We start from the raw sequence: 26532 nt of genomic DNA on the forward strand, positions 1-26532 counted from the left end.
AAGGGGCTTGCTGGAGCCCAAGAACCGTTCAGCATCTGTTTCGATCCCATCCTACGAAACGATATTGACCCTGAACTCGTCGCCACGAACGAGTGGGCGGGGTAGTGCAGAGGTTCCCTAACGTGTTATAGGGAGCAAAACTGCTGCATAACACCGACGGCTGTCTCCCTAACACCGGCGGCTCGATCGGGCGTAAAGCCGCGCCCAGCCTGCGTTTCCAGGCATTGACTGGATGTTTGTACAGTACTAAATTTCATGCAAATTGGCGCAACGTTCGTACCACGCACTTTGCCTGTGCGCGCGGGCGTGGGCAATCCCCCCCGAAAGGGGGCCCCAAGGGAGAGAACAAGATGCATGAAACCCATCCGGCGGCGGGCAGGCCGCCACGGCGCGGTGAGGCACTGCCGCCGTTGAAATCGACGCGGCTGCTCGATCAACTGCGGGAGCGCATCCGCGCCCTGCATTACAGCCTGCGCACCGAAGAGGCCTATGTGTACTGGTGCCGCGCCTTCATCCGGTTTCACCGGCTGCGCCACCCGGCCGAGATGGGTGGGCCGGAGGTTGAAGCCTTTCTCACCTGGCTGGCGAGCGAGCGGGGGGTGTCGGTCAGCACCCACCGGCAGGCGTTGTCGGCGCTGCTGTTCTTGTACGGGAAGGTGCTGGGCGTGCAACTGCCCTGGATGGACACCATCGCCCGGCCGCAGCCGCGGCGGCGGCTGCCGGTGGTGTTGTCGGCGCAGGAGGTGGCCGCCGTGCTGGCGTTGATGGAGGGCGAGCACCGTTTGCTGGCCCAGGTGCTCTATGGCACCGGCATGCGGTTGACCGAGGGCTTGCGCCTGCGGGTGAAAGACCTCGACTTTGCCCACCGGGCCATCGTGGTGCGCGACGGCAAGGGCGGCAAGGACCGCGTGCTGATGCTGCCGCGCACGCTGGAGCAACCGTTGCGCGAGCAATTGGCCCGGGCCCATGCCCTGTGGGTGGCCGACCGGCAGGCCGGCCGCGGCGGGGTGGAAATGCCTGATGCGCTCGCCCGGAAGTACCCCCGGGCCGGCGCCTCGTGGCCCTGGTTCTGGGTGTTTCCGCAGGCACAGCACGCGGTGGACCCGCGCAGCGGCGTGGTGCGGCGCCACCACCTGTACGACCAGACTTTCCAGCGCGCCTTCAAACGCGCATTGCAGGCAGCAGGTATCCACAAGGCGGCCACACCCCACACCCTGCGCCACAGTTTCGCCACACACCTGCTGCAGGCCGGCTACGACATCCGCACCGTGCAGGAACTGCTGGGCCATTCGGACGTGAGCACCACCATGATCTACACCCATGTGCTGAAGGTGGGCGGGGGCGGTGTGCACAGCCCCCTCGACCGCCTGGACACCCTGCTGACACACTGAGCCACCTGCCTCGGCTACGCTTGGCCCGCCGTATCCGCCGTCCCCATGCCCCGCTACATCGCCCACCTCGACATGGACGCTTTCTATGCGTCGGTGGAGCTGTTGCGCTACCCCGAGCTGCGCGGGCGGCCGGTGGTGATTGGCGGGGGGCGGCGGCACCCGCCCGAGGTGCTGGCCGACGGCACGCGGCGGTTCGCGGTGTTGCGCGACTACGCCGGGCGCGGGGTGGTCACCACGGCGACCTACGAGGCGCGGGCGCTGGGCGTGCACTCGGGCATGGGGTTGATGAAGGCCGCAGCGCTGGCGCCGCAGGCCGTGCTGCTGCCCACCGACTTCGACGCCTACCGCCATTACTCGCGCCTGTTCAAGGCCGCGGTGGCCGAGGTGGCGCCGGTGATCGAGGACCGGGGCATCGACGAGATCTACATCGACCTGACCGACGTGCCCGGCGCGCAGGAGGCCGTGGGCCACGACCCGATGGGGGGCGTGCGGGCGGTGGCGCTGGCCATCAAAAACAACGTGAAGCGCGCCACGGGGCTGAGTTGCTCCATTGGCGTGACGCCGAACAAGCTGCTGTCGAAGTTGTGTTCCGATCTGGACAAGCCCGACGGGCTGACGCTGCTGCGCCCCGGCGAGTTGGCCACGCGCATCTGGCCGCTGCCGGCCAAGCGCATCAATGGCATCGGGCCGAAGGCGAACGAGAAGCTGCGGGGCCTGGGCATCCACACCATCGGCGAGTTGGCCGCAGCGGACCCGGCCTGGCTGGTGCAGCACTTCGGGCCGCGCTACGGCACCTGGCTGCACGAGGCCGCTCACGGGCGCGACGATCGCCCGGTGGTGACGCACAGCGAGCCGGTGAGCATGAGCCGCGAGACCACCTTCGAGCGTGACTTGCATGCGCGGCACGACCGCGAGTTGCTGGGCAGCATCTTCACACGGCTGTGCGAGCAGGTGGCAGCCGATCTGGCCCGCAAGGGCTATGTGGGCAAGACGATCGGGGTCAAGCTGCGCTTCGACGACTTCAAGACCGTGACGCGCGACCACACGCTGGCCCACCCCACCGCGGACGCCCAGGCCATCCGCCAGGCGGCCGGGCAGTGCCTGAAGCGAGTGGATCTGACGCGGCGGCTTCGGCTGCTGGGGGTGCGGGTGGGTTCGCTATGCAAGGCGGGCGAGGCCCTGCCAAAGGCGCCAACACGGGGCACGCAGCCCCTGCCCCCTCGCGCGCAGGAGCCTGCACCGGCCTACACATTGCCGCTGTTTGGCGAGCCGGGCGGTGACTGATCCGCCGGGGGGCTTGCGCGGGTGCATCCAATTTGCGGCGGGGCGCGTAAGACACGGGCACAGGCGCCGCAAGGGTGCGGCGCCTCTAATGTGGAGACCCCCGATGCACCGAGTTTCTCGATTGTGGGCTGCGGCGGCGCTGTTGGCGCCGACCCTGGCCATGGCTCAAACCCCGATGGATTCTCCTGCTGGCCCCGGTCGGCAAGGCAAGCTGCTGCTGACGGGCGGCGTGAGCAGCATCGACGGTGTCGCCGGTGGCGGCCTCACGCCCTGGGCCGTGATCGCCGGCCCGGGCACGGAGGGTCAGTGGGGTGCCACAGCCCATGTGTCGCGACTGAAAACCCAGAAGTATGGGCTCACCACCTACGGCGCTGCCTTCGGCTGGGACGACCGGCTGGAGCTGTCGCTGGCCCGCCAGAACTTCGACGCCGGCGTGGTGGTGCCGGACACGACGCTCAAGCTCGACATCGTGGGTGTGAAGCTGCGGGTGGCGGGCGAAGCTATTTTGGATGCCGACACCTGGAGGCCCCAGGTCGCCGTGGGCCTGGAGTACAAGCATCTGGAGCCGGGCGCCGCCGTGGGTGGCGTACTCGACGCGGTAGGGGCCAAACGCCACGGGGTGGACGCCTATGTGAGCGCGACCAAGCTCTTCCTGGCGCAGGGGGTGCTCGTGAACGGCACCTTGCGCGCCACGCGGGCCAACCAGAATGGTCTGCTGGGCTTCGGCAGCGTTGAACACCCCAACTACAAGGTCCGTCCGGAAGTGTCGGTGGCCTGGCTGCTGCGCCGCGACCTGGCCGTGGGCGCCGAGTACCGCGCCAAACCCGACAACCTGGCTTTTGCCGGCCGCGCTTTCCGTGAAGAGGCTTGGCGCGATGTGTTCGTGGCCTGGGCGCCGACCAAGCACGCCTCGCTCACCTTGGCCTACGTGGAATTGGGCAACGTGGTGGGCCAGAAGAACCAGCGCGGAGCGTATGCCTCGCTGCAACTGGCCTATTGATCCAACGGACGCACTTCATTCCAAAGGACTATCCATGAAATTCATGCTCTCTTGTGCGGCTGCAGTGGCCGCCCTGGTTCTGACACCTCAGGCCTTGGCCCAAGCTGCGCCCGTGGCCGCGGCGTCGGCCGATGCGAGCCTGTACCACGATCTGGGCGGCCAGGCCGGCCTCACGCGGCTCGTGGACCGTTTCTGGGACGACCTGAAGGCCGACGCCCGCATGGCGCCCTTCTTCGTGAACGTGAACCCCACGCCTTTCAAGCAGCGCCTGGCCGAGCAACTTTGCGAGGTCTCGGGCGGCCCCTGCACCTATGGCGGCGCCGACATGAAGACGGCCCACAGCGGCATCGACGTGACACGCGCGGACTTCAATGCACTGGTGGAGGTGCTGCAGCGTTCGATGGATGCCCAGGGCATTGCCTTTCGGGTGCAAAACCGGTTGCTGGCCCGCTTGGCGCCGATGCATCGCGATGTGGTGAACGTGCGATGAGCCGATCCGCCCTGCTTCCCCTGCGCGCCGCGCTGGCGCTGGCTCTGGGCCTGGGCGGCGTGGCCTGCGCCGCCACGCTGCGTGTGACAGTGACTGACCGCCAAGGTGAACCCGCGGCGAACGTGGCGGTGGTGGTGCTGCCTGCCCGCCCCGCCCCCTTGCCCCCGCCCGCGGCCGCCACGACGGTGGTGACGCAGGAGCGGATGCAGTTCTTGCCGATGGTCACCATGGTGCATCCGGGCACCACGGTGCGCTTCACCAACCGCGACAGCTTCGACCACCACGTGCGCGGGGTGGGCCCGGCCCACAGCTTCGAGCTGCGCACCAACGCACGACCCGCACCGGGCGAGCCGGCACCGGAGGTCACGCTCACCCAGCCCGGGCCGGTTCGCTTGTCATGCCACTTGCACTCGACGATGCGCGGCGGGCTGTATGTGAGCGAATCGCCCTGGTTCGGTGTGACGGACGAGAACGGCCTGGCCGTGATCGCCGCCGTGCCCCCGGGGCCCTATCGCGTGAAGCTGTGGCACCCCGAGCAGTTCCTCGACCAGGCCGAGGTGCCGGGCGAGCTGCCGGCCGATGCCGCCACCCACACGCAGGCCGCCCAACTCAACTTTGCCCCGCGCAAACGTCGTCCGCGCTGAAGCGGCGCAAGGGGCGGCCGCGGTAGCATCCCGCCATGCCACCGTTGCCCCCCCGCTTTCCCTCGATCGAAGGGCTGCGCGCCTTCGAGGCGGTCGCACGCCTGGGCAGCTTCGAACGCGCAGCCGACGAGCTTCACATCACCGCCAGTGCGGTGAGCAAGCGCGTGGCCACGCTGGAGGAATTGCTCGACGCCCATTTGTTGCAGCGTACGACCAAGCCCTTGACTCTGACGACGACGGGCAAGGAGTACCTGGAACAGGTGCGAGCTGCGTTGGGCTTGTTGGCGGCCGTGCCGCTGCACCAACGCGCCAGGCGGGCTCAGACGCGGCTGCGGGTGTGCGCGCCGCCCACGTTTGCGCGACAGATCCTCGTGCCGCACCTGCAGGACTACACCGCGGCCCACCCCGAGGTGGAGCTGGAAGTGGTGCTGTCCATTCCCTACCTCGACCCGGGCACGATGGACGCCGACGTGCAGGTGCGCAACGGCGATGCCGCCGCCGCCGGGGGCACGCTGCTGATGGACGACGTGGTGACGCCGATGGCGGCCCCGGCCCTGCTGCAACGCCTGCCGCCGCTGCGCACCCCGGCCGACCTGCTGGGCGCGCCGCTGTTGCGCACCCCGCTGGAGCCTTGGGCGCCGTGGTTTGCCGCGGCCGCTGTGGAGGCCCCCGAACCTACTCAGGGCCCCAAGCTCGTGGACCTGGGTCTGCTGCTGGAAGCAGCCGTGAGCGGCCAGGGCATCGCCCTGGGCCGACCGAGCCTGGCGCGCCACTGGCTGGCCTGCGGAGCGCTGGTGCCGCCGTTCGCGCTCACGGCACGGCCGGCTCACCACTACTACCTGATGCCGCACGCGCGCAGCGGGGCCCCGGCCGAGTTTGCGGATTGGCTGCGCTCGGTGTGCGCGCAGGTCGCGCAAGAAGCGGCGGCGCTGCTGAGGCCAGCCGAACTTCCTTCGGGCAAGCCCTGAAGGAATTTCCGCGACAGGGGCCGCCGGCCGGGCTTAGCATCGGTCCGCCCCCCGAAAGGAGACTGCATGCCCACCATCACCCACATCGAAGACCTGCGCGTCCTGGCCCAAAAGCGCGTGCCGCGCATGTTCTACGACTATGCCGATTCCGGCTCGTGGACGGAGAGCACCTACCGCGCCAACGAGACCGACTTCCAGAAGATCAAGCTGCGCCAGCGCGTGGCGGTGAACATGGAAGGCCGCAGCCTGCGCACGCAGATGATCGGCCAGGACGTGGCAATGCCAGTGGCCCTGGCGCCCACGGGGTTGACCGGGATGCAGCATGCCGACGGCGAGATCCTGGCCGCCCGCGCGGCCAAGGCCTTCGGGGTGCCTTTCACACTGTCGACGATGAGCATCTGCTCGATCGAAGACGTGGCGCAGGCCACCGGGCGCCACCCGTTCTGGTTCCAGCTTTATGTGATGAAGGACCGTGACTTCATCGAGCGCCTCATCGACCGCGCCAAGGCAGCGAACTGCTCGGCACTGATGCTCACGCTGGACCTGCAGATCCTGGGCCAGCGCCACAAGGATCTGAAGAATGGCCTGTCGGCCCCGCCCAAGCCCACACTGCGCAACCTGATCAACCTGGCCACCAAGCCGCGCTGGTGCTTCGGCATGCTGGGCACGAAACGCCGCACCTTCGGCAACATCGTGGGCCATGCCAAGGGTGTGGGCGACCTGTCCTCGCTGTCGTCGTGGACGGCCGAGCAGTTCGACCCCAAGCTCAACTGGGGCGACGTGGAGTGGATCAAGAAGCGCTGGGGCGGCAAGCTCATCCTCAAGGGCATCCTCGACGAGGAGGATGCACGCCTGGCCGCCGATAGCGGGGCCGATGCGCTGATCGTGTCAAACCATGGCGGACGCCAGCTCGACGGAGCGCCTTCGTCCATCGAGGCGCTGCCGCCCATCGTGCAGGCCGTGGGCGATCGCATCGAGGTGTGGCTCGACGGCGGCATCCGCAGCGGCCAAGACGTGCTCAAGGCCATCGCACTGGGCGCACGGGGCACGCTGATCGGCCGGGCTTTCCTCTACGGCCTGGGCGCGATGGGCGAGGCCGGGGTGACCCGCTGCCTGGAAATCATCGCCAAGGAGTTGGACCTGACCATGGCGTTTTGCGGACGCACCGACATCCGCACCGTGGATCGCAGCATCCTGTGGCCCGGCACGTATCCGGTGGCACGCTGAGGTCTGGCCATCAGCCCTTGACGGCCTGCATTGCAGCTTGCACCAGCGCTCGCACCAGGGCCGTGTCCACGGGCTGGCGATGGCGGCACTTCAGATGTCGAAGGCCCTTGCTCGTGCCTTCGAGCTGCGGGAACTGTGCCGCCAACGCCGCCCCATTGAAAAACTGAAGATTGACGTGACCCTTGTGCGCCACGATGGCCAGCAGGTTGTGCCGCTCAACCATGAAGACCAGGTTGCCCCACTTGACCGACTGGGACAACTCAGGAGCCGCCTCGAGCACGGCGCGCTGCAAGGCCTGGGCCGTCTCCCGCTGCTCGGGACTGAGGGTGTCGAAATAGGCCGCCACGAGGGCGTTGGGGCGCACCGTCCCTCTCATCGCACTGCTCCTCGCGCGCAAGGCCTGAGCATCCCGGGTTCCCCCTGAGCATCGTTCCCCCTGCCTGCCTGTTCTTGTCGGCCCATGGTCGATCCATGGTAGCGCCGCACCCGATCAGGCGCCAGGTGGGCCGGCCCCCTCAGTGCGGGGTGACCGGGGCATCGAAGGCGTACCGCGCGAACAGGGCATCGGCCCGCGCCCGCAGCTGCGGGTTGCTCGACCGCAGACCACGCGCCAGACATTGCGCAGCATAGCGTCGGTCGAAAAGCATGCGCGCGGTCGACACCTCGTGCCCGGCCTCGGCCATCAAGGCCTTGAAGCAGGCCAGCTCCAGCAGGTCGTGAGGCCCGACGCCGCTCTGGGCCTGGGGCGTGAGCGGACGCACGAGCGCCTCGCGCAGCTCGTCGGGGGAACCCTCGAAATGCTTGAGCACCTCGAAGGCCGTCGTGCGGAACTCGGTGGGCAGTTCCTCGTAATGTTCGACCACCTCGGGCAAAGGCAGGAGCATGATGCGGGACTCCCTTGGCCGGCACCGAAATGCCGATGGATGGGACATGCCCGCACTGTAGAGCCGCCCGGGCAGGCGCAAAGCGCAAAAAAAGCGGCCAAACCCCAGGCTTCAAGTCTTGGGCAGCGTCACGCCGGTCTGGCCTTGGTACTTGCCGCCGCGGTCCTTGTAACTCGTCTCGCAGACCTCGTCGCTCTCGAAGAAGAGTACCTGCGCGCAGCCCTCGCCCGCGTAGATCTTCGCCGGCAGCGGCGTAGTGTTGCTGAACTCCAGCGTCACATAGCCTTCCCACTCGGGCTCGAAGGGGGTCACATTGACGATGATGCCGCAGCGCGCATAGGTGCTCTTGCCCAGGCAGATGGTCAGCACGTTGCGCGGGATGCGAAAGTACTCCACCGTGCGTGCCAGCGCGAAGCTGTTGGGCGGGATGATGCACACGTCGCCGTGGAAGTCGACGAAGCTCTTCTCGTCGAAGTTCTTCGGGTCCACCACGGTACTGTGCACATTGGTGAAGATCTTGAACTCGGGTGCGCAGCGGATGTCGTAGCCGTAGCTGCTGGTGCCGTAGCTGACGATGCGCCGCCCGTCGGCCGCCTGGCGCACCTGAGCCGGCTCGAACGGCTCGATCATCCCGTGCTGCTCAGCCATGCGGCGGATCCACTTATCGCTCTTGATGCTCATGTCGCTTCCCGGTGAGGTGCGGGGATTGTAGGCGGGTGGATTGCGGATTCCGGCCGCGACGCCATCAGATGTTCATACATCGCCCGCGCCGCCACCGAGAGTCCTCGGTCACGACGGCGCACGAGGAAAATCTGGCGTTTCAGGCCGCGCGCATGCAGGGGGCGCGTCACGAGATCAGGGTGTTCGAAATGGAACAGTGTGAGCTCGGGCACGACGCTAACACCCAGTCCTGCACGCACCATCCCGGCCACGGTGCTGAGCTGGTCAAGCTCCATCACCGTCTGCAACTGCTGCGGGTGGACCGCGGCCTCCACATACTGGCGCACGCTGCTGTTGCGAGCAAGCTGGATCATGGGGTGGGCAGCGAGGTCGGACAGGCGCAGCGCCGGTTTGGTGGCCAGTGGGTGGTCGCGCCGGCACACGAGGTGAAACCCATCGCTGCAGAAGGGCTCGGTGCGCAGCTCGGGAGTATCCACGCGGGTGGCCGCCAGCGCGAGGTCCGCGCGGCCCGTGCGCAGGCGTTCGATGCAGTCCTCCGACAGCACATCGGCAACGTCGAGCTCAATGCCCGGGTAGTCGGCATGGAAGCGTGCCAGCACACCGGGCAGCCAGCCCGCCGCAAGGGCGGGCAGCACGGCCAGAGACACGCGCCCGCGACGCCTGGCGGCCAGTTCGCGCATGTCGGCCAGGGCTTCGTGGGCTTCGCGAAGCACCCGCCGCGCCGATGATTCGAACACCGCGCCTTCGGCGGTGAGTTCCACGCTGCGCGTGGTGCGGTCGAACAGCCTCGTGCCAACCTCTTCCTCCAGCGAGCGGATCAGCGCACTGAAGGCGGGTTGCGACAGGTGCACCTGTGCAGCGGCCCGAGTGAAGCTGCGTTCTTCGGCCAGGGCCACGAAGGCGCGCAACTGGCGGAGGGACAGATTCATTTGCATAGTGGTTCAATCTATATCAATTTTCGAATTCACAGATCAAAAGCCACAGCCTAGAGTCACCGCCATGGCTTCCTCTCCTTTGCCCCTGCTGCGAGTCGGATCTGCTGCTGGCTTCTCCGGCGACCGCGTCGATGCCGCCGGCCCGGTGGTGCAGGCGCTGGCCGACAGCGCAGGCCCGTCCGTGCTGATCTTTGAGACCTTGGCCGAGCGCACGCTGGCCCTGGCCCAGCTCGCACGCCGTCAGGATCCGAACGCCGGCTACGAGCCGCTGCTGGATCTGATGCTGCGCCCGGTGCTGGGATCCTGCCTGGAGGCCGGCATCCGGATCGTCAGCAACTTCGGTGCGGCCCACCCCATGGGGGCGGCCCGCCGCATCCAGGCCCTGGCACGGGCGCTGGGGCTGCGCGTGCCGCGCATCGCGGTGATTGAAGGTGATGATCTCAGCGACCCAGCGCATCTCCCCATGCTGATGCGCGCTCTGGGCAAAGCCATCCCGCACGCACCGCTGGTGAGCGCAAACGCCTATCTGGGCGCCGAAGCCATTGCCGGCGCCTTGCGCGCCGGCGCCGAGATCGTGGTGGCCGGGCGCGTGGCCGACCCCTCGCTCACCGTGGGCCCAGCGCTGGCCCACTACGGCTGGGCCGCCGACGACTGGGACCGCATCGCCCGCGCCACCATGGCCGGGCACCTGCTGGAGTGTGGGGCGCAAGTCACGGGCGGCTACTTTGCCGACCCCGGCTACAAGGACGTGCCTGACCTGGCCCACGTGGGTTACCCCATCGCCGAGATCGACGCCAATGGGGACTGCGTCATCACCAAACCCGCCGGTACGGGCGGCTGCGTGGACGAGCGCACGGTGAAGGAGCAGCTGCTCTACGAGGTCCACGACCCAGCGGCCTACCTCACCCCCGACGTGGTGGTCGACCTGACCCATGCGCGCGTGGACACCCTGGGGCCCGACCGCGTGTGGCTCACCGGCGTGCGGGGCCATGCCCGACCCACGCACCTGAAGGTGAATGCCTGCTTCGAGAACGGCTGGCTGGCCGAGGGCGAGATCTCGTATGCCGGCCCGCGGGCCGAAGCGCGCGCACGGCTGGCGGCTGATGTGCTGCGCCAGCGCCTGGCCGGCCTGGGCCCGCTGCGCTTCGACTTCATCGGCGTGGCCAGCCTCTTCGCCGACGATGAAGGGCGCTGGCTCGCGACACAGCCCCCCGGCGAAGCCCGCGACGTGCGGCTGCGCGTGGCGCTCAACCATGCCGACCGCAACGCGGCCGAAGCCTTGACCCGTGAGGTGACGGCTCTGTACACCTGCGGCCCCGCCGGTGGCGGGGGGGTGCGCACTTCGCTGCGCCCACGCCTCGGTACGGCCTCGTGCCTGGTGCCCCGCGAGGCCGTACAGGCACGCTTCGTGATGGTTGACGAAAGGGGTGCCGCATGACGGACACCGTGCAGATCCCGCTTTACCGCCTGGCCCACGGCCGCGCCGGCGACAAGGGCGACCGCTCCAACATCAGTGTGATCGCGTGGCATCCGGCCCTGTGGCCCGTGCTCCTTGACCAGCTCACCGAGGCCGTGGTGGCCGAACGCTTTGCCCACCGCCGGCCCAGCACCGTGAAACGCTACGTGCTACCCGAGTTGCAGGCGATGAACTTCGTGCTCGACCACGTGCTCGATGGCGGCGTCAACGACGCGCTCAACCTCGACACCCATGGCAAGGCCCTGTCGTTCTGGCTGCTGGACCTGCGAGTGGACGTGCCGCTCGAGTTGCTGCCCCACCTGGCCGGGCCCGCGTCCCCGGTGCCCTGACGCTTCCCCCCAACCACACAAGGAGACAACACCATGACCCGACTATCCCGCCGCCGATGCATCGCCACCGCCGCCCTGCTGGCACTGGGCCTGGCTGGCACCGCCGCGAGGGCCTTTCCCGACAAGCCCGTGACCTTTATCGTGCCCTTCGCCGCCGGCAGCGCCACCGACCAGCTTGCCCGCGCCCTGGGCCAGTCGTTCACGGCCGACACGAAACAGCCGGTGGTAGTGGAAAACCGCGCCGGCGCCAGCGGCATGCTGGCCGCGCAGGCGGCTGCGCGCGCACCCGCCGATGGTTACACCGTGCTCATCACCACCAACACCACGCATGCGGCCAACGAGCACCTGTACAAGAAGCTCAGCTACGACCCGGTGAAGGACTTCGCACCCGTCACCGCGCTGGGCAAGGGCGGCCAGGTGATGGTCGTCAATCCGGCTTCACCGTTCAAGACCGTGTCCGACGTGATCGAGCACGCCCGCAAGAACCCCGGCAAGCTCAGCTTCGGCAGCGGCAGCTCGTCCAGCCGCATCGCTGGCGAGCTTTTCCAGCAGATGGCCAAGGTGCAGATCCTGCACGTGCCCTACAAGAGCAACCCCAACGCCATCACCGACCTGCTAGGCGGACAGATCGACCTGATGTTCGCAGATATGTCGACCGGCGTGCCGCAGATCCAGGCCGGTAAGCTGCGCGCCCTGGGTGTGACCGCTGCCAAGCGCTCGCCGCTACTGCCGCAGGCGCCCACCATCGCCGAAGCCGGTGTGCCTGGTTACGAGATGGGTTACTGGTTTGCGGCCTACGTGCCTGCCGGCACGCCGACCCCTGCGATCCAGAAGCTCAACGAGCTGCTCACCCGCGCGACGGCCAGTGCAGGCGCCAAAGCCTTCTTCGAAGCCAGCGGCTCTGAGGCCTTCACCACTACGCCCGAAGGTCTGGCCCAGTTCCAGGCCGCCGAGACGCGCAAGTGGGGCCAGATCATCAAGGCAGCCGGGATCGAGCCCGAGTAAAGCCTTGGCCGCTTCGGCCCGCTGCGCGGGCTGAGGCGCCCCTTCATCGAACCGTACAGAGGCGGAACGACCGCACCTGGGGCAGCGCTTTGCCTTTGCAAAGCAGGGCGCCGCCCCACAGACACAGGAGACAGACATGACACGACCGTTGGCATGGGCGCCGCCCTTTGCAGCCTATCTCCGGCAGGCCGTCTACAGCGGTTCGGGCGACACCACCTTGGCAACCAGCTATCGCTGTGAGTAAACGTCGAAGCGGCCTGCAGCACAACACGTGACGCAGGCCTCACAACCCTAGGGAAAACCAGCAGCCCCATCCATGGCCGTTCTCGGGATATTGAAGCCTGTGGCGGAGTCCAACCGCCAGGCGTTCGGCTTCCAGGGATATCTCCATGCGCACCGCTCTCGACCTCTTGACGCAATATGCCGCCTATCATCGCGACCGCCGCAACATCGCCACTCATTTCGTCGGCGTGCCCCTGATCGTGTTCGCGGTGGGCACTTTGCTGGCGCGCCCCGGCTTCGAGCTGGCGGGCTGGACATTCTCGCCAGCCTGGGTGCTGTTCGCGCTGACGGCCGCTTGGTATGTCAGCCGCCACCTGGTGCTGGGCCTGGTCACCAGCGCCGCCGTGGCGGGGCTGATCTGGCTGGGCCACCTGGCCGCCGCCGGCAGCACCAGCGCCTGGCTCGCCACCGGCATCGGCGCCTTCGTCGTGGGCTGGATCATCCAGTTCGTGGGTCACTACTACGAGGGTCGCAAGCCCGCCTTCGTGGACGATCTCATCGGCCTGCTGGTGGGGCCGATGTTCGTCGTGGCCGAGGCCATGTTCGCCGCCGGTTGGAACCGCGAAATGCTCGCGCGCATCGAGCAGCAGGCCGGGCCCACCGTGGTGCGCGACCTGGCCAACGCCCGGCCCTGACGGTCAGCCGCCTCGCCCTGGGGGGGGCGTCCAGGGCTGCGGCGGTGGCGGGGCCAGTTCGGGCTCGGCGATGAAGCGCTCGTGCCCGCTGTAGAGCAGAAAGTGGCGCTGCGTGCAGCGTGCGAACAGCGCCATGCCCAGTTGGACGGCCAGGCGGTGCCCCATCTCGGTAATGCCCGAGCGCGACACCACGATGGCCACGCCCATCTGGGCGGCCTTGATGACCATCTCGCTGGTCAGACGGCCGGTCGTGTAGAGGGTCTTGCCCTGCCCCTGCACGCCGTGCAACCACATCCAGCCAGCGATGGCGTCGAGCGCGTTGTGGCGACCCACGTCCTCGGTGAAGAGCAGGAGTTCGCTGCCGGCGAACAGGGCGCAGCCATGCACCGAGCCGGCGCTCTTGTAGATGGTGTCGTGCCGACGCATCGCGTCGAGCAGTTCGTACAGCGTGCCTTGGGAGATGCGTGTGTCGCTCAGATGGATGCGGTCGAGCTCGTCCATCAGGCCGCCGAACACCGTGCCCTGGCCGCAGCCCGTGGTGACGATACGCCGCGCGGTGCGCGCCTCGATGTCGGGCACGCCGCCGCGGGTGGTGATCGCGCAGGCGTTCACCTCCCAGTCCACTTGCACGCTGGCGATGTGCTCGATGCCGGGCACCAGACGCTGATTCTTCAGGTACCCCAGCGCCAGCAACTCGGGATGGGCACCCATGGTCATCAGCGTGACCAGTTCGCGCCGGTCGAGGTAGAGCGTGAGATCGCGTTCGGCGGGCATCTCCACCTCGCGCGGCTGGCCATGCTCGTCGACGACGGTGACCCGGTGCGTGAAACGGGTGGCCGCCTGGCTGAGCTCAGGGCGCAGGTCGGGACGGGCGGTCATGGACGGAAGCATACAGGGAAGGCTCCGCCGCGGCGCCGGCCCGGGCCGCACGGTGGCGCAGTCCGGACGCACATCAGGCCTGGGCGGCCGGCTTGCCGGGGGCTTCGCGGGTGCCGGAACGCTGAGCCGGGATCTTGCCGGCCTTGATGTCGTCGTACCACAGCTCGTGGTGCTCCTTGGCCCAGGCCTCGTCGACATAGCCGGTCTTCATGGCCTGGAAGGCGCCCTTCATGCCCAGCGTGCCCATGTAGATGTGCCCGAGGAAGGCGGCCATCATCAGCACCGCGGCACTGGCGTGGATCATGTGGGCGATCTGCATCTCGCCGCGCGTGTACAGCAGCCCCGGCACGAGCTTGTCGAGCACCAGCCCCGAGGCCACCACGATCAGGCCCAGCAGGAACACCCCGGCCCAGAACAGGAGCTTCTCGCCGGCGTTGAAGCGATGCGAGGGCACGTGGGCGCCGCTGAACAGTCCGCCGCCCTTGGCCAGCCAGGCAAGATCGTCCTTGCTGGGCAGGTTGTCCTTGATGAAGGTGAGGATGACCACGAGCAGGGAGACGGCGAACAGTGGCCCGGCGAAGTTGTGGATGTTTTTCATCGCATAGGCGAGCCAGCCGAACAGCGTGCCGCCCAGGATGGGCAGCAGGAAGAACTTGCCAAAGGCCATCACGATGCCCGAAACCGCCAGCGCGACGAAGGCGATGGCGTTGGTCCAGTGGGCCGCGCGCTCGAAATAGGTGAAGCGCTCGATCCGGCGGCCGGTCTCGGCCTCGCGCAGCCCGATGCTGCCCTTGGCGAAGTAGAACAGCGCGATGGCCAGCAGCACGATGAGCAGGAGCGAGCCGCCGTAGGGCAGGATCCACTTGTTGCGCACCTGCCGCCAAGCCTCGCCGGCGGTGGTGTACATCGACCCGGGATACTGCACGAAGGACTGGATCAGGACGCCGTTTTCCGTACCGGGCAGGCTGGTGTAGCCGCTTTGCTGCCCCGACTCGCGCACCGCGCGCCAGAAGGGCGCATTGTTGCCGGGTTGCGAGACTGCGCGCTGTGCGTTGGTGTCTTCGGGCTTGGGGTCGGCCGGAGCGACGAAGCCCTCGGGTGCGCCGCCGGGGGCCGCCGGCGCGGTGCCCTGGGCCGAGACGCCCAGCGACAAGGCCAGCATGGCGGCAATCGTCAGGCCCTGGAGGATGCGGAACATGGCGTCTCCTCTGTCGCGTGCACGCGGCCCGCTAGTTGATGCGCGTGTATTCGTTCTGCCCGGCCGCACGGCGGCGCATCTGTTCCTGCCAGGCCGCCTGGTCACCGGGCTTCCAGTCCGGGGCGACATAGGGATTGGCCGCCCCCTGCCAGGCCGGGGTGTCGCCGCGCTTGTAGGGTGCCTTGGCGGTCTGTTCGGTCTCGCCGCAGGCGCCCAGGCCCACGGCCAGCAACAGGCCCAGCGCGGTGATGTGCAGCCGGCTCATGACTTGGTCCCTTCCTTGGCGGGCGACTGGCCGCTGTGCGCGGGACGACCGTAGGCCGTGCCCCAGCCCCAGACCTCGCTGCCCTTGCCACGGTGCAGCACCCGGGTGCGGAAAATATCGGCCACCACGTCGCCGTCGCCGCCCAGCAGGGCCTTGGTCGAACACATCTCGGCGCAGGCCGGCAGCTTGCCTTCGGCCAGGCGGTTGCGGCCGTACTTCTCGTTCTCGGCCGCGCTGCCGCTGGCCTCGGGGCCGCCGGCGCAGAAGGTGCACTTGTCCATCTTGCCGCGCAGACCGAAGGTGCCGTTGGCGGGGAACTGCGGTGCACCGAAGGGGCAGGCGTACGAGCAGTAGCCGCAGCCGATGCAGATATCCTTGTCGTGCAGCACCACCCCTTCCTCGGTGCGGTAGAAGCAGTCCACCGGACACACCGCCATGCAAGGCGCGTCGCTGCAATGCATGCAGGCCACCGAGATGCTGCGCTCGCCGGGCAGGCCGTCGTTCATCGTGACCACACGGCGGCGGTTCACACCCCAGGGCAGGTCATGCTCGGCCTTGCAGGCGGTGACGCAGCCGTTGCACTCGATGCAGCGCTCGGCATCGCAGATGAATTTCATACGGGCCATGTGATTCTCCTGTCAGCCGGCCATCGCTCAGGCGCTCGCCCGTTCGATCTGGCAGACCGTGGTCTTGGTCTCCTGCATCATCGTCACGCTGTCGTAGCCGTAGGTCGTGGCCGTGTTGACGGCCTCGCCGCGCACGACCGGCGCCGCGCCCTCGGGGTAGTAGCGCAGCAGGTCCTGGCCCTGCCAGTGCCCTGAGAAGTGGAAAGGCAGGAAGACCGTGTTGCGATCGACCCGCTCGGTGACCAGCGCCTTGACCCGCAGCCGCGCGCCGGTGGGCGTGGACACCCACACCATCTCGCCCGGACGGATGCCGCGATCGTTGGCCGTGGCCGGGTTGATCTCGACGAACATGTCCTGCTGCAGCTCGGCCAGCCAGGGGTTGGAGCGGGTTTCCTCGCCGCCGCCCTCGTACTCGACCAGCCGGCCCGAGGTCATGATCAGCGGGAAGCGCTGGCCGATGTCCTTGTTCTGGTCCTGCAGGGTCTTGAACAGCGTGGGCAGGCGCCAGAAGGTCTTGTCGGCATGGGTGGGGTACTTCTCGACGAGGTCGGGCCGCGTCGAGTAGATCGGCTCGCGGTGCTGCGGGATGCCGTCGGGGAAGTTCCAGACGATGGCCCGGGCGCGGGCGTTGCCGAAGGGGTGGCAGCCGTGGTTCTTCATCACCACGCGGATGATCCCGCCCGACAGGTCGGTCTTCCAGTTCTTGCCTTCGGCAGCCTGCTGCTCTTCGGGGGTGAGCTCGCCCCACCAACCCAGCTTCTTGAGCAGCACGTCGTCGAACTCGGGGTAGCCGGTGGTGATGTCGGCGCCCAGGGAGTGGGAGCCGTCGCCCGCCAGCAGCGACACGCCATCGCGCTCGACGCCGAAGTTGGCGCGGAAGTTGCCTCCGCCGTCCATCACGTGCTTGGAGGTGTCGTAGAGATTCGGCGAGCCGGGGTGCTTCAGTTCGGGTGTGCCGTAGCAGGGCCAGGGCAGGCCGAAGTAGTCGCCGTCCAGCACGTAGCCGGTCTCCTTGTCGACCCCGCCCTTGGCCTTGAGCGTCTTGACGTCGAAGACGTTCATGTTGCGCATGTGGGCCTTCAGGCGCTCGGGGCTCTGGCCGGTGTAGCCGATGGTCCACACGCCGCGGTTGATCTCGCGCAGGATGGACTCGGGTTCGGGCTCCATCATGCCGCCCTTGCCCGCGACCATCTTGTAGTTCTTCACCAGCTCCTTGCCGAAGCCGAGCTTCTCGGCGAGCTGGTACATGATCATGTGGTCGGTGCGCGACTCCCACAGCGGCTCGATGACCTTCTCGCGCCACTGGATGGATCGGTTGGAAGCCGTGCACGAGCCCGAGGTCTCGAATTGGGTGGTGGCCGGCAGCAGGTAGACGGCCCGATTGGGATTGAGATCCTCGGGCTTGCCGGGCATGGCGGCCATGGCGGCCGTGGCCGACGGGAAGGGATCGATCACGACCAGCAGGTCGAGCTTGTCCATCGCACGCTTCATCTCCAGCCCACGGGACTGCGAGTTCGGCGCGTGGCCCCAGAATAAGAGCGCCTTCAGATTGCCGGCCTGCTCGATCAGCTCGGGCTTTTCCAGGACGCCGTCGATCCAACGCGACACCGTCATGCCCGACTTGGTCATCATGTTGGGCGCGTAGCGGGACTTCAGCCACTCGTAGTCGAGGCCCCAGACCTTGGCGAAGTGCTTCCAGGAGCCCTCGGCCAGGCCGTAGTAGCCCGGCAGCGAGTCGGGGTTGGGCCCGACGTCGGTGGCGCCTTGCACGTTGTCATGGCCGCGGAAGATGTTCGCGCCGCCGCCGGACACCCCGATGTTGCCCAGGGCGAGCTGCAGGATGCACGAGGCACGCACCATCGCGTTGCCGATGGAGTGCTGCGTCTGGCCCATGCACCACACGATGGTCGAGGGCCGGTTCTCGGCCATGGTCTTGGCCACCTGGAAGACCTCGGCCTCGGGCACCCCGCAGACCTCCTCGACCTTGTCGGGCGTCCACTTCGTCATCACCTCCTCGCGCACCTTGTCCATGCCGTAGACGCGGTCGGCGATGTACTTCTTGTCCTCCCAGCCATTCTGGAAGACGTGGTAAAGCACGCCGAAGAGGAAGGCGATGTCCGTGCCCGAGCGGATGCGCACGTACTGGTCGGCCTTGGCCGCCGTGCGCGTGAAGCGCGGATCCACCACGATCATCTTGCAGCCGTTCTCCTTGGCATGCAGCATGTGCAGCATCGACACCGGATGCGCCTCGGCGGCGTTGGAGCCGATGTAGAGCGCCGCCTTGGCGTTCTGCATGTCGTTGTAGGAGTTGGTCATCGCACCATACCCCCACGTGTTGGCCACACCGGCCACCGTGGTGGAGTGGCAGATGCGCGCCTGGTGGTCGCAGTTGTTGCTACCCCACAGGCTCATCCACTTGCGCAGCAGGTAGGCCTGCTCGTTGTTGTGCTTGCTCGAGCCCACCACGAAGAGCGCGTCGGGCGTGCTGCTTTCGCGCAGCTTGAGCAGCTTGGCCGCGATCTCGTCGAGGGCCTGATCCCAGCTGATGCGCTGATACTTGCCATTGACCAGCTTCATCGGGTACTTGAGGCGGTACTCGCCATGACCGTGCTCACGCACGGCGGCCCCCTTGGCACAGTGGGCGCCCAGGTTGATGGGAGAGTCGAACACCGGCTCTTGGCGCACCCACACACCGTTCTCCACCACCGCGTCGATGGCACAGCCCACCGAGCAATGTCCGCACACCGTGCGCCGGACCTCGACCTTGCGGCCCGACGCTCCCGTGGCCTGGCCCGGATCGGCGGCCTGTGCCTTTTTGACCAGGGTGAGCTGCGAAGCGGCCAGTCCCACACCCAGCCCAAGGCCGGAGCGGCGCAGGAAGGCCCGGCGATCCATCGTCGGCACGGCACGTGCAACGCCGCGGGCGAGGCTGGCCACGAGCGAGGACGAGCCGCGAACGGCCGGCGTGGCACTGGAGGATTTGCGGGTGAGCAGCATGGTGGCTCCTGACACAACGACTGGAGACGGCGACGAGACGGACGACGGAGCCCAGGCCACAGCCGGCCCCGCACCGCTCAGACGCGGGCGGTCTGGTAGTAGCGCTGAATGTGTTCCGTCAGCCGGTAGCCCGCTCGCTTGTCGGGTGGGGTGTCGGCTTGGGCCGCCGCGGGCGGATCCTCACGCGCGGGGATGACGGAAGCCACCGCGGCCACCGCGGCGATCGAGCCGGCCCCTGCAAACAGGCGGCGTCGGCTCATGGGTGCATGAGACGCTTTCATCGTGGTCTCCTGTCGGCGACCGGCTCGGCCCCAGAACGGGGATCGGCGGTCTTTGCAATGTGCACCCTATGTTATTCCTCTCACCCCCCGTGTAATGCGGGTTTGCGAGCATACGGGCCGCTTTTCGCACCAATAGCGCTCCATCGCAGGCTCTCATGTGCGCTGCTCGTGCATGCGGCGGTGCAGCACTTGCAGCAGGCTGAACATGCTGTCGTTGGACACACCGGGCTCGCACCGGCGCCGAGCATCTCGCGAGCATCTCAAAACGTGCCGGGGTAGGCCCCACCGTCGAGCAGCCAGTTCTGGCCCGTGATGTAGCCGGCCTGCTGGCTGCACAAGAAGGCGCACACGGCACCGAACTCTTCGGCCGTGCCGAAGCGTCGGGCCGGGATGCCTTGCAGGCGGCGCTGCAGGGCCTGGTCCGCATCGAGGCCGGCTTTGGCCGCACCGGCGGCCAGGGTCTTGCGCAGGCGATCGGTGTCGAAGGCTCCGGGCAGCAGGTTGTTGATCGTCACGTTGCGCGCCGCGATGCTGCTGCGCGCCAGCCCCGCCACGAAGCCTGTGAGGCCGCTGCGCGCGCCATTGGACAGCCCCAGCACGTCGATGGGCGCTTTCACGGCCCCCGAGGTGATGTTGACGATGCGCCCGAAGCCGCGCGCGGCCATGCCGTCCACGGTGGCTTTGATGAGCTCGATGGGCGTGAGCATGTTGGCCTCCAGGGCCTTCACCCACTCGTCGCGGCCCCAGTCGCGGAAGTCACCCGGCGGCGGCCCGCCAGCGTTGTTCACGAGAATGTCTACCTGCGGGCAGGCGGCCAGCGCTGCAGCGCGGCCTTCGGGCGTGGTGATGTCGCCCGCCACGGCCCGCACCTCGGCGCGGCCCAGCTTGCGCAGTTCAGCTGCGGCCGCCTCCAAATCGGCCGCCGTGCGGGCGGTCATCACCACGTTCACGCCTTCGGCGACCAACGCCGCGGCGCAGCCCTTGCCCAGCCCCTTGCTCGAAGCGCACACCAGCGCCCACTTGCCTGCAATGCCGAGATCCATCGTTTCCTATCTCCATTTCGTCAACAGCCACACACCCGCCAGCACCAGCACGGTGCCCACGGCAATCCAGGGAGTGAAGGGTTCGCCCAGCACCATCACGCCCAATGCCAGGGTGGACAGCGGTCCGATCATGCCGGTCTGAGCCGTGGCCGCTGCGCCGATGCGCTCGATGGCCATCATCACCATCAGCACCGGCGCCACGGTGCACAACGTGGCATTGAGCACGGCCAGCCAGAGCACCTCCACGGGCACGGCCGCAGCCGAGAGCGGGCGCAGCAGCAGGAACTGCACGATACACAGCGCGCAGGCCACCATGCTGGCCCAGCCCACCAGGCGCATCGATCCCAAGCGCTGCACCATCTCGCCGCTGTAGACCAGGTACACGGCGTAGGACACCGCGCTGGCGAAGACCAGCACGCCGCCCAACAGCACATTGGGCCCTTCGAAGTTGACTTCCTGGCCGAACACCAGCAGCACGCCGGCGTAGCTCACCCCCACGGCCGCTAGCTGGCGCGCACCGACCTTCTTCTTGAACAGCACCACGCCAAGCGCCAGCACCAGCGTGGGGTTGAGGTAGAGGATGAGACGCTCCAGGCTGGCGCTGATGTACTGCAGGCCCAGGAAGTCGAGGAAGCTGGCGAGGTAATAGCCGCAAAAGCCCAGCCCCAGGAGCCCCCACCAGTCACGCCTCGTGAAGGGCGGCTGGCCGCGTCCCGACCACCAGGCCAGCAGCGCGAACATCGGCAGCGCAAAGAGCATGCGGTACATGATCACCGTCACCGCATCCACTCCGTAGCGATAGGACAGTTTGACGATGATGGCCTTGCCCGAGAAGGCCACGGCGCCGGCCGCAGCCAGCAGCAAGCCTGCGGCCATCGGGGGCCGCGGTGTCGCGCCTTGCGCGTTGTCGCTCAAAACCCAACCGCCTGGCCGTCGCGCCGCGGGTCGCTGGCAGCGACGTAGCCTTCGACCGAGGGATCGCCCAGGCGCCAGATGAACTGGCCCGCCCCAAAGTCCTGGTAGGGATCTTGCAGCACCTCGATGCGGTGGCCGAGTTCGACCAAGCCTTGCACCGCGGCCGGATCCATCGTGGCCTCGACGTTGAGCGACAGACCTTCGTTATAGCGCCAGCGCGGCGCATCGCAGGCCGCCTGCGGGTTCTGCCCGTAGTCGAGCATGCGCACGAGGGTCTGCACATGCCCCTGGGGTTGCATGTTGGCGCCCATCACGCCGAAGCTCATCACCGGCTCCCCCTCGCGGGTGAGGAAGCCTGGGATGATGGTGTGGAAGGGCCGCTTGCCGGGCGCCACCACGTTGGGGCTGGCGGCCTCCAGCGAAAAGCCGTGGCCGCGATTTTGCAGTGAGATGCCGTAGCCCGGCACCACCACGCCCGAGCCGAAACCCATGTAGTTGCTCTGGATCCAACTCACCATCATGCCTTGCTCGTCGGCCGCGGTCAGGTAAATGGTGCCGCCGGTGGGCGGGTTGCCGGCGCCGAAGTCCTGCGCACGGTTCGGATCGATCAGCCGGGCGCGGCGGGCGAGGTAGGCATCATCGAGCATCTGCTCGACAGTGACTTCCATGTACTCGCGCTCGGCCACGTAGCGGTAGGTGTCGGCGAAGGCGAGCTTCATCGCCTCGATCTGCAGGTGCTGCGAAGCCGCCGAGTCGCGCGGCAGCGCGGCCACGTCAAAGTGCGACAGCAGCCCCAAGGCAATCAGCGCGGCGATGCCCTGGCCCGAGGGCGGGATCTCGTGCAGGGTGTAGCCACGGTAATGGCGCGCGATCGGCGTGACCCACTCGGCTTGCTGGGCAGCGAGATCGGACTCGGTGAGCGCAGCTCCGTGTTCGCGCGCAAAAGCCGCGATGGCCGCGGCGATTTCGCCGTGGTAGTAGGCCTCGCCGCGGGTCTGAGCGATCAGCCGAAGGCTGCGTGCGGCATCCTTGAACGTGAAATGCTCGCCCACCTCGGGAGCACGGCCGTGGGGCATGAAGACCTGTGCGAAGCCCGGCTGGCCTTCCAGCTCAGGCACGGCGGCGGCCCATTTGGCAGCCACCACCGCAGGCACGCAGTAGCCACGCTCGGCATAGTCGATCGCCGGCTCCAGCAAGTCGGCAAAGGGCAGCTTGCCGAAACGCTCGTGCAGGGCCACCCAGCCGGCCACCATGCCGGGCACGGTGACCGAGTCCCAACCGCGCTTGGGCGGGCGCAAGGCCTGTCCGCCGTGGCGGGCCGCGAAGTACTCGCGCGTCCAGGCCGCCGGCGCGCGACCGGCCGCGTTCAAACCATGCAACTGCCGGCCGTCCCAAACGATGGCAAAGGCATCGCTGCCCAGGCCGTTGCTCACGGGCTCGAGGATGGTCATCGCCGCCGCCGCCGCGATGGCGGCATCCACCGCATTGCCGCCTTTCCAGAGCATGCGCAGGCCCGCGCTGGCCGCTGCCGGATGGGACGTGGCCACCAGGTTGCGGGCAAAGACAGGCAGGCGCAAAGAGGGGTAGGGGGTGTCGTACAGGAAAGGTTTCATGGCAGGCCTCGGCCGAATCATCGGATGATTATGCGCGGCCTTGCCACACTGCGTCTATTGCGCTGCGCGCTGAGCCGCCGCATGCAGGCGGCGCAGCCCCACCCAGACGGTGGCGGCGATCAGCGGAATGGCCGCTGCGACGACGAGATCGACGCTGAGGGGCCAGCCCGCATCCTTGATCCCTTTGGCCACATAGCCAACCAGGCCAGCGCCGTAGTAGGTGATCGCCGCAATCGACAGACCTTCCACCGCCGATTGCAGCATGAGTTGGGCCTTCTGGCGGCGGTTCATCGCGTCCAGCAGGGCCTGGCTGCTTTGCTGTTGCTCGATTTCCACGCGCGTGCGCAGCAGGTTGCTGGTGCGCGAGATGCGCTCGGAGAGCTGCTGCTGGCGGCGCGCCGCCCAGGCGCAGGTCTGCATCGCCGGCCCCAGGCGCCGATCCATGAACTCGCCCATGGTCTGCAGGCCGGCCAGCCGGTGCTCGGCCAGCTCGTCGATGCGCCGCTGTACCAGCTCGAAGTAGGCGCCACTGGCCGAGAAGCGAGCATGGGTGCTGGCGTACAGGCTCTCCACCCGGCCAGCCAGGCGGGTGAGTTGGCGCAGCAGCTCGGGTTCGTGCGAGCGCTCGGCGCTGCGGATCTGGTCGGCGATCTGCGCCAGCTCACGCTCTGCGTCGGCCAGGGTGGAGGCGACTTGGCGCGCCGCCGGCAGCCCCAGCAGGGCCATCATGCGGTACGTTTCCACCTCCAGCAGGCGCTGGACGGTGCGGCCCAGGCGTCGGGGGTGCATGCTGGCAGCCACCACCACCACGCGCGCGAAGCCGTCGGCATGCAGTCGGAAATCCGTGTAGACCTCGGCCTGGCCGTCCATCACGATCGAGCCGACCAGGCTCTCCTCGGACAGCGCGCCGCGCACCAGGGGGTCGGAGCCGTCGTCGCGGGTGCGCGTGACCAGCACGTGCATGCCCACCAGCCATTGCCCCGGGATGCCGCGCAGCCAGTCCTGAGGCACCAAGCCCACGGCCGGCTCGTCGAAGCTCGTGGGCCGCTCGGTCAGGGCCCGCCAAAAGGTGTAGGTCTGAAACTCGGTGTGCTGCTCCCAGCGCAGGTGCACGCCCCCGATGTCCAGGCTGAGGTGGCTGGCGTCCTCGGCCGGCAGCGGCAGGTGGCGCGCGCGCAGCAGCGCGTGCAGGTGCTCGCGCGAGGCCGTCTGCCCCGGGGGCGTGAGCAGCGCCAGGTGCGACAGCGCCAGCGGCGCACACATCCGCTCATAAGGGCGCGCATGGACCTCGTTGTGCAAAACCTCCCGCAGGGGATGGGGCGTGAGCATCGGGCTTTTTCCTCCTGGGGCTGCATTATCGCGGCCCCGCACACGCACAAAGGCCGCCCTAAGGCGGCCTTTGCGGTGGACGGACCGACTGCTCCCGCGTCAGTCGGCTTCCTGGAAGGCTTCTTCGCGCTTGCGCCGGATCGCGGGCAGCAGCACGATCACCACCATGGCCAGGGCCGCCAGCAGCAGACCCGCCGACAGCGGACGGGTGACGAAGGCCGTCCAGTCGCCGCGCGACAGCAGCAACGCGCGACGCAGGTTCTCTTCCATCATGGGCCCGAGGATGAAGCCCAGCAGCAGCGGGGCGGGCTCGCACCCCAGCTTGTAGAAGGCATAGCCGATGATGCCGAACAGGGCGCCCATGTAGACATCGAAGCTGTTGTTGTTCAGCGTGTACAAGCCGATGCAGCAGAAGGTCAGGATCGCGGGGAACAAGAAGCGGTAAGGCACCGTCAGCAGCTTGATCCAAATGCCGATCAGCGGCAGGTTGAGCACCACGAGCATCAGGTTACCGATCCACATCGAGGCGATCAGGCCCCAGAACAAGCTGGGGTTGCTGGTCATGACCTGCGGGCCGGGTTGGATGCCCTTGATCGTCATCGCCCCCACCATCAGCGCCATCACGACGTTGGACGGAATGCCCAGCGTGAGCATGGGGATGAACGAGGTCTGGGCGCCAGCATTGTTGGCCGCCTCGGGGCCGGCCACGCCCTGGATAGCCCCTTTGCCGAACTGGCTGGGATCATTGGAGAGCTTCTTCTCGAGGGTATAGGCCGCGAACGAGGACAGCAGCGCGCCGCCGCCGGGCAAGATGCCCAAGATGGAGCCCAGCGCCGTGCCGCGCAACACCGCGGGCGCAGCCTCCCGGAAGTCTTTCTTGGTGGGCCACAAGCCGGTGACGTTCTTCGTGAAAACCTCCCGCTTGGACGAGTGCACCGACAGGTTGGCAATGATCTCGCCGAAGCCGAAGATGCCCATGGCGATGACGACGAAGTTGATGCCGTCGGACAGCTCGGGGATGTCGAAGGAGTAGCGCGGCACGCCCGAGATCACGTCGGTGTTGATCTGCCCGATCAGCAGCCCCAGCAGGATCATCGCAATGGCTTTGATGAGCGAGCCCGAGGCCAGCACCACCGAGCCGATCAGGCCCAACACCATCAACGAGAAGTATTCCGCCGGGCCGAACTTGAAGGCCAGCTCGGTGAGCGGCGGGGCGAAGGCGGCAATCACCAAGGTCCCCACCGTGCCCGCGAAGAACGACCCTAGCGCCGCCGACGACAGCGCGGCGCCAGCGCGGCCCTGACGGGCCATCTGGTAGCCGTCGAGGGCCGTGACCACCGAGGATGATTCACCCGGCACATTGATGAGGATGGCCGTGGTCGAGCCCCCATACTGCGCACCGTAATAGATGCCGGCCAGCATGATCAGCGCCGGCGTGGCGTCCAGCGCATAGATCGACGGCAGCAGCATCGCAATGCTGGCCGCCGGGCCGAGGCCGGGCAGCACGCCCACCAGGGTCCCGAACAGGGCCCCAATGAAAGCGTAGCCAAGGTTCTGGAGCGTCAGCGCGGTTTCGAAGCCCAGCGCCAGGTTCGCAAGCAGATCCATGGTGCGTGCTCCTCGAACTTATTGCGTGAGCCAGACCGGCCACAGGGGGATGACCAGGTTCAGCGCCCAAGAGAACACGAACCACGACAGCGCTGTCAACACGGCAGCGGCCAGGATGCTGTCGCGCCAGTTGAATTCATCACTGGCCAAGCTGGCTACGATGACCAGCAGCGGCAGGGACACCAACATGCCCAGACGTGGCAGCGCCGCCCCGAACAGCACCACCGATCCGACGATGATGAACAATTGCTTCCAGCCGATGTGCCCGATGGGTTCGCCGTCCTCGGTCTCGACGGTCAGCGAGCCGAAGGTGACCAGGGCGCCCAAGATGGCCAGCAAGATGCCCAGACCAAAGGGGAAATAGCCGGGGCCCGGGCGGGCGGAATTGCCGAAGCTGTAGTCGGTGGCGCCCCAGGCGAACGCGATGCCCACGACGATGAACATCAGTCCGGACACGAAGTCCTTCTGACTCTTGATCTTCACGATCGCTCCTCAGACGGTTATGGTGGTATTGGCAGGACTGCCGGCGATTCTAGGGAGCGGCCC

General features: G+C 67.7%; 27 protein-coding genes. 11 read left to right on the forward strand and 16 right to left on the reverse strand.

Going from position 1 to position 26532, the window contains the following annotated elements; genetic code table 11:
- Positions 1–350 precede the first annotated feature (350 nt).
- From ACK4ZD_RS05645 to ACK4ZD_RS05675, 7 genes are all read left to right on the forward strand, one after another.
- Entirely contained in the window at positions 351–1391 is a 1041-nt protein-coding gene (locus ACK4ZD_RS05645) for an integron integrase (protein WP_265135566.1), read from the forward strand.
- Between the two features lie 45 nt (positions 1392–1436).
- Complete coding sequence (gene dinB / locus ACK4ZD_RS05650; RefSeq protein ID WP_409659548.1) at positions 1437–2675, forward strand: DNA polymerase IV; 1239 nt, start codon at positions 1437–1439, stop codon at positions 2673–2675.
- Between the two features lie 103 nt (positions 2676–2778).
- Complete coding sequence (locus tag ACK4ZD_RS05655; RefSeq protein WP_409659549.1) at positions 2779–3675, forward strand: DUF3034 family protein; 897 nt, start codon at positions 2779–2781, stop codon at positions 3673–3675.
- 34 nt (positions 3676–3709) lie between these two features.
- Positions 3710–4165 carry a group I truncated hemoglobin gene (locus ACK4ZD_RS05660; RefSeq protein ID WP_409659550.1) on the forward strand — a complete coding sequence of 152 codons (456 nt, stop codon included), beginning with the start codon at positions 3710–3712 and terminating at the stop codon, positions 4163–4165.
- Positions 4162–4809, forward strand: coding sequence for a plastocyanin (locus ACK4ZD_RS05665; protein ID WP_409659551.1), 648 nt, complete (start codon positions 4162–4164; stop codon positions 4807–4809). The genes ACK4ZD_RS05660 and ACK4ZD_RS05665 overlap by 4 nt, the downstream gene beginning before the upstream one ends.
- Positions 4810–4844: 35 nt before the next feature.
- The gene (locus tag ACK4ZD_RS05670; RefSeq protein ID WP_409659552.1) at positions 4845–5777 is read left to right on the forward strand and encodes a LysR family transcriptional regulator; all 933 of its coding nucleotides are present in this window, start codon (positions 4845–4847) and stop codon (positions 5775–5777) included.
- 66 nt (positions 5778–5843) lie between these two features.
- A complete protein-coding gene (locus ACK4ZD_RS05675) occupies positions 5844–7004 on the forward strand; it encodes an L-lactate dehydrogenase (RefSeq protein ID WP_409659553.1) in 1161 nt (386 codons plus the stop codon).
- Between the two features lie 10 nt (positions 7005–7014).
- Here the strand turns inward: ACK4ZD_RS05675 and ACK4ZD_RS05680 are convergent, their stop codons facing one another.
- The 4 genes from ACK4ZD_RS05680 to ACK4ZD_RS05695 all read right to left on the reverse strand — a co-directional run bounded on the left by ACK4ZD_RS05680 (position 7015) and on the right by ACK4ZD_RS05695 (position 9498).
- Positions 7015–7380, reverse strand: a complete 366-nt coding sequence (locus ACK4ZD_RS05680) for a DUF1801 domain-containing protein (RefSeq protein WP_409659554.1) — start codon at positions 7378–7380, stop codon at positions 7015–7017.
- Positions 7381–7519: 139 nt separating this feature from the next.
- Positions 7520–7888 carry a hypothetical protein gene (locus ACK4ZD_RS05685; RefSeq protein WP_409659555.1) on the reverse strand — a complete coding sequence of 123 codons (369 nt, stop codon included), beginning with the start codon at positions 7886–7888 and terminating at the stop codon, positions 7520–7522.
- Positions 7889–7999: 111 nt separating this feature from the next.
- Positions 8000–8569 carry a dCTP deaminase gene (gene dcd, locus ACK4ZD_RS05690; protein WP_409659556.1) on the reverse strand — a complete coding sequence of 190 codons (570 nt, stop codon included), beginning with the start codon at positions 8567–8569 and terminating at the stop codon, positions 8000–8002.
- Positions 8566–9498 (reverse strand): LysR family transcriptional regulator, encoded by a 933-nt coding sequence (locus ACK4ZD_RS05695; RefSeq protein WP_409659557.1) that lies wholly within the window; start codon positions 9496–9498, stop codon positions 8566–8568. Before ACK4ZD_RS05695 ends, dcd begins: the two co-directional genes overlap by 4 nt.
- 70 nt (positions 9499–9568) lie before the next feature.
- Here ACK4ZD_RS05695 and ACK4ZD_RS05700 point away from each other — a divergent pair, with 70 nt between their 5' ends.
- The 4 genes from ACK4ZD_RS05700 to ACK4ZD_RS05715 all read left to right on the forward strand — a co-directional run bounded on the left by ACK4ZD_RS05700 (position 9569) and on the right by ACK4ZD_RS05715 (position 13232).
- Positions 9569–10942 (forward strand): acyclic terpene utilization AtuA family protein, encoded by a 1374-nt coding sequence (locus ACK4ZD_RS05700; protein ID WP_409659558.1) that lies wholly within the window; start codon positions 9569–9571, stop codon positions 10940–10942.
- Entirely contained in the window at positions 10939–11310 is a 372-nt protein-coding gene (locus tag ACK4ZD_RS05705) for a hypothetical protein (protein ID WP_409659559.1), read from the forward strand. Before ACK4ZD_RS05700 ends, ACK4ZD_RS05705 begins: the two co-directional genes overlap by 4 nt.
- A gap of 33 nt (positions 11311–11343) precedes the next feature.
- The gene (locus tag ACK4ZD_RS05710; protein WP_409659560.1) at positions 11344–12315 is read left to right on the forward strand and encodes a Bug family tripartite tricarboxylate transporter substrate binding protein; all 972 of its coding nucleotides are present in this window, start codon (positions 11344–11346) and stop codon (positions 12313–12315) included.
- A 389-nt stretch (positions 12316–12704) separates the two neighbouring features.
- Complete coding sequence (locus ACK4ZD_RS05715; RefSeq protein WP_409659561.1) at positions 12705–13232, forward strand: DUF962 domain-containing protein; 528 nt, start codon at positions 12705–12707, stop codon at positions 13230–13232.
- A 3-nt stretch (positions 13233–13235) separates the two neighbouring features.
- Here the strand turns inward: ACK4ZD_RS05715 and ACK4ZD_RS05720 are convergent, their stop codons facing one another.
- The 12 genes from ACK4ZD_RS05720 to ACK4ZD_RS05775 form a co-directional block, all read right to left on the reverse strand.
- Positions 13236–14111, reverse strand: coding sequence for a formate dehydrogenase accessory sulfurtransferase FdhD (locus ACK4ZD_RS05720; RefSeq protein WP_409659562.1), 876 nt, complete (start codon positions 14109–14111; stop codon positions 13236–13238).
- 73 nt (positions 14112–14184) lie between these two features.
- Positions 14185–15309, reverse strand: a complete 1125-nt coding sequence (locus tag ACK4ZD_RS05725) for a formate dehydrogenase subunit gamma (protein ID WP_409659563.1) — start codon at positions 15307–15309, stop codon at positions 14185–14187.
- 31 nt (positions 15310–15340) lie between these two features.
- Positions 15341–15574, reverse strand: a complete 234-nt coding sequence (locus ACK4ZD_RS05730; protein ID WP_409659564.1) for a hypothetical protein — start codon at positions 15572–15574, stop codon at positions 15341–15343.
- Positions 15571–16200, reverse strand: coding sequence for a formate dehydrogenase FDH3 subunit beta (gene fdh3B, locus ACK4ZD_RS05735; RefSeq protein ID WP_409659565.1), 630 nt, complete (start codon positions 16198–16200; stop codon positions 15571–15573). The genes ACK4ZD_RS05730 and fdh3B overlap by 4 nt, the downstream gene beginning before the upstream one ends.
- Before the next feature lie 27 nt (positions 16201–16227).
- Positions 16228–19197: a formate dehydrogenase subunit alpha gene (locus tag ACK4ZD_RS05740; protein WP_409659566.1), complete on the reverse strand. Its 2970-nt coding sequence runs from the start codon at positions 19195–19197 to the stop codon at positions 16228–16230.
- 77 nt (positions 19198–19274) lie between these two features.
- Entirely contained in the window at positions 19275–19457 is a 183-nt protein-coding gene (locus ACK4ZD_RS05745) for a formate dehydrogenase (protein WP_409659567.1), read from the reverse strand.
- 281 nt (positions 19458–19738) lie between these two features.
- Positions 19739–20521: an SDR family oxidoreductase gene (locus ACK4ZD_RS05750; protein ID WP_409659568.1), complete on the reverse strand. Its 783-nt coding sequence runs from the start codon at positions 20519–20521 to the stop codon at positions 19739–19741.
- 6 nt (positions 20522–20527) lie between these two features.
- Positions 20528–21397 (reverse strand): DMT family transporter, encoded by an 870-nt coding sequence (locus tag ACK4ZD_RS05755; RefSeq protein WP_409659569.1) that lies wholly within the window; start codon positions 21395–21397, stop codon positions 20528–20530.
- Positions 21398–21432: 35 nt separating this feature from the next.
- Positions 21433–23049, reverse strand: coding sequence for a gamma-glutamyltransferase family protein (locus ACK4ZD_RS05760; RefSeq protein WP_409659570.1), 1617 nt, complete (start codon positions 23047–23049; stop codon positions 21433–21435).
- A 54-nt stretch (positions 23050–23103) separates the two neighbouring features.
- Positions 23104–24378 (reverse strand): DUF3422 family protein, encoded by a 1275-nt coding sequence (locus ACK4ZD_RS05765; RefSeq protein ID WP_409659571.1) that lies wholly within the window; start codon positions 24376–24378, stop codon positions 23104–23106.
- A 99-nt stretch (positions 24379–24477) separates the two neighbouring features.
- Positions 24478–25986, reverse strand: coding sequence for a tripartite tricarboxylate transporter permease (locus ACK4ZD_RS05770; protein ID WP_409659572.1), 1509 nt, complete (start codon positions 25984–25986; stop codon positions 24478–24480).
- Between the two features lie 18 nt (positions 25987–26004).
- Positions 26005–26469: a tripartite tricarboxylate transporter TctB family protein gene (locus tag ACK4ZD_RS05775; RefSeq protein WP_409659573.1), complete on the reverse strand. Its 465-nt coding sequence runs from the start codon at positions 26467–26469 to the stop codon at positions 26005–26007.
- Between the last annotated feature and the right edge of the window lie 63 nt (positions 26470–26532).

This window comes from Caldimonas sp., assembly GCF_046291045.1.
Taxonomy (GTDB): domain Bacteria; phylum Pseudomonadota; class Gammaproteobacteria; order Burkholderiales; family Burkholderiaceae_C; genus Caldimonas.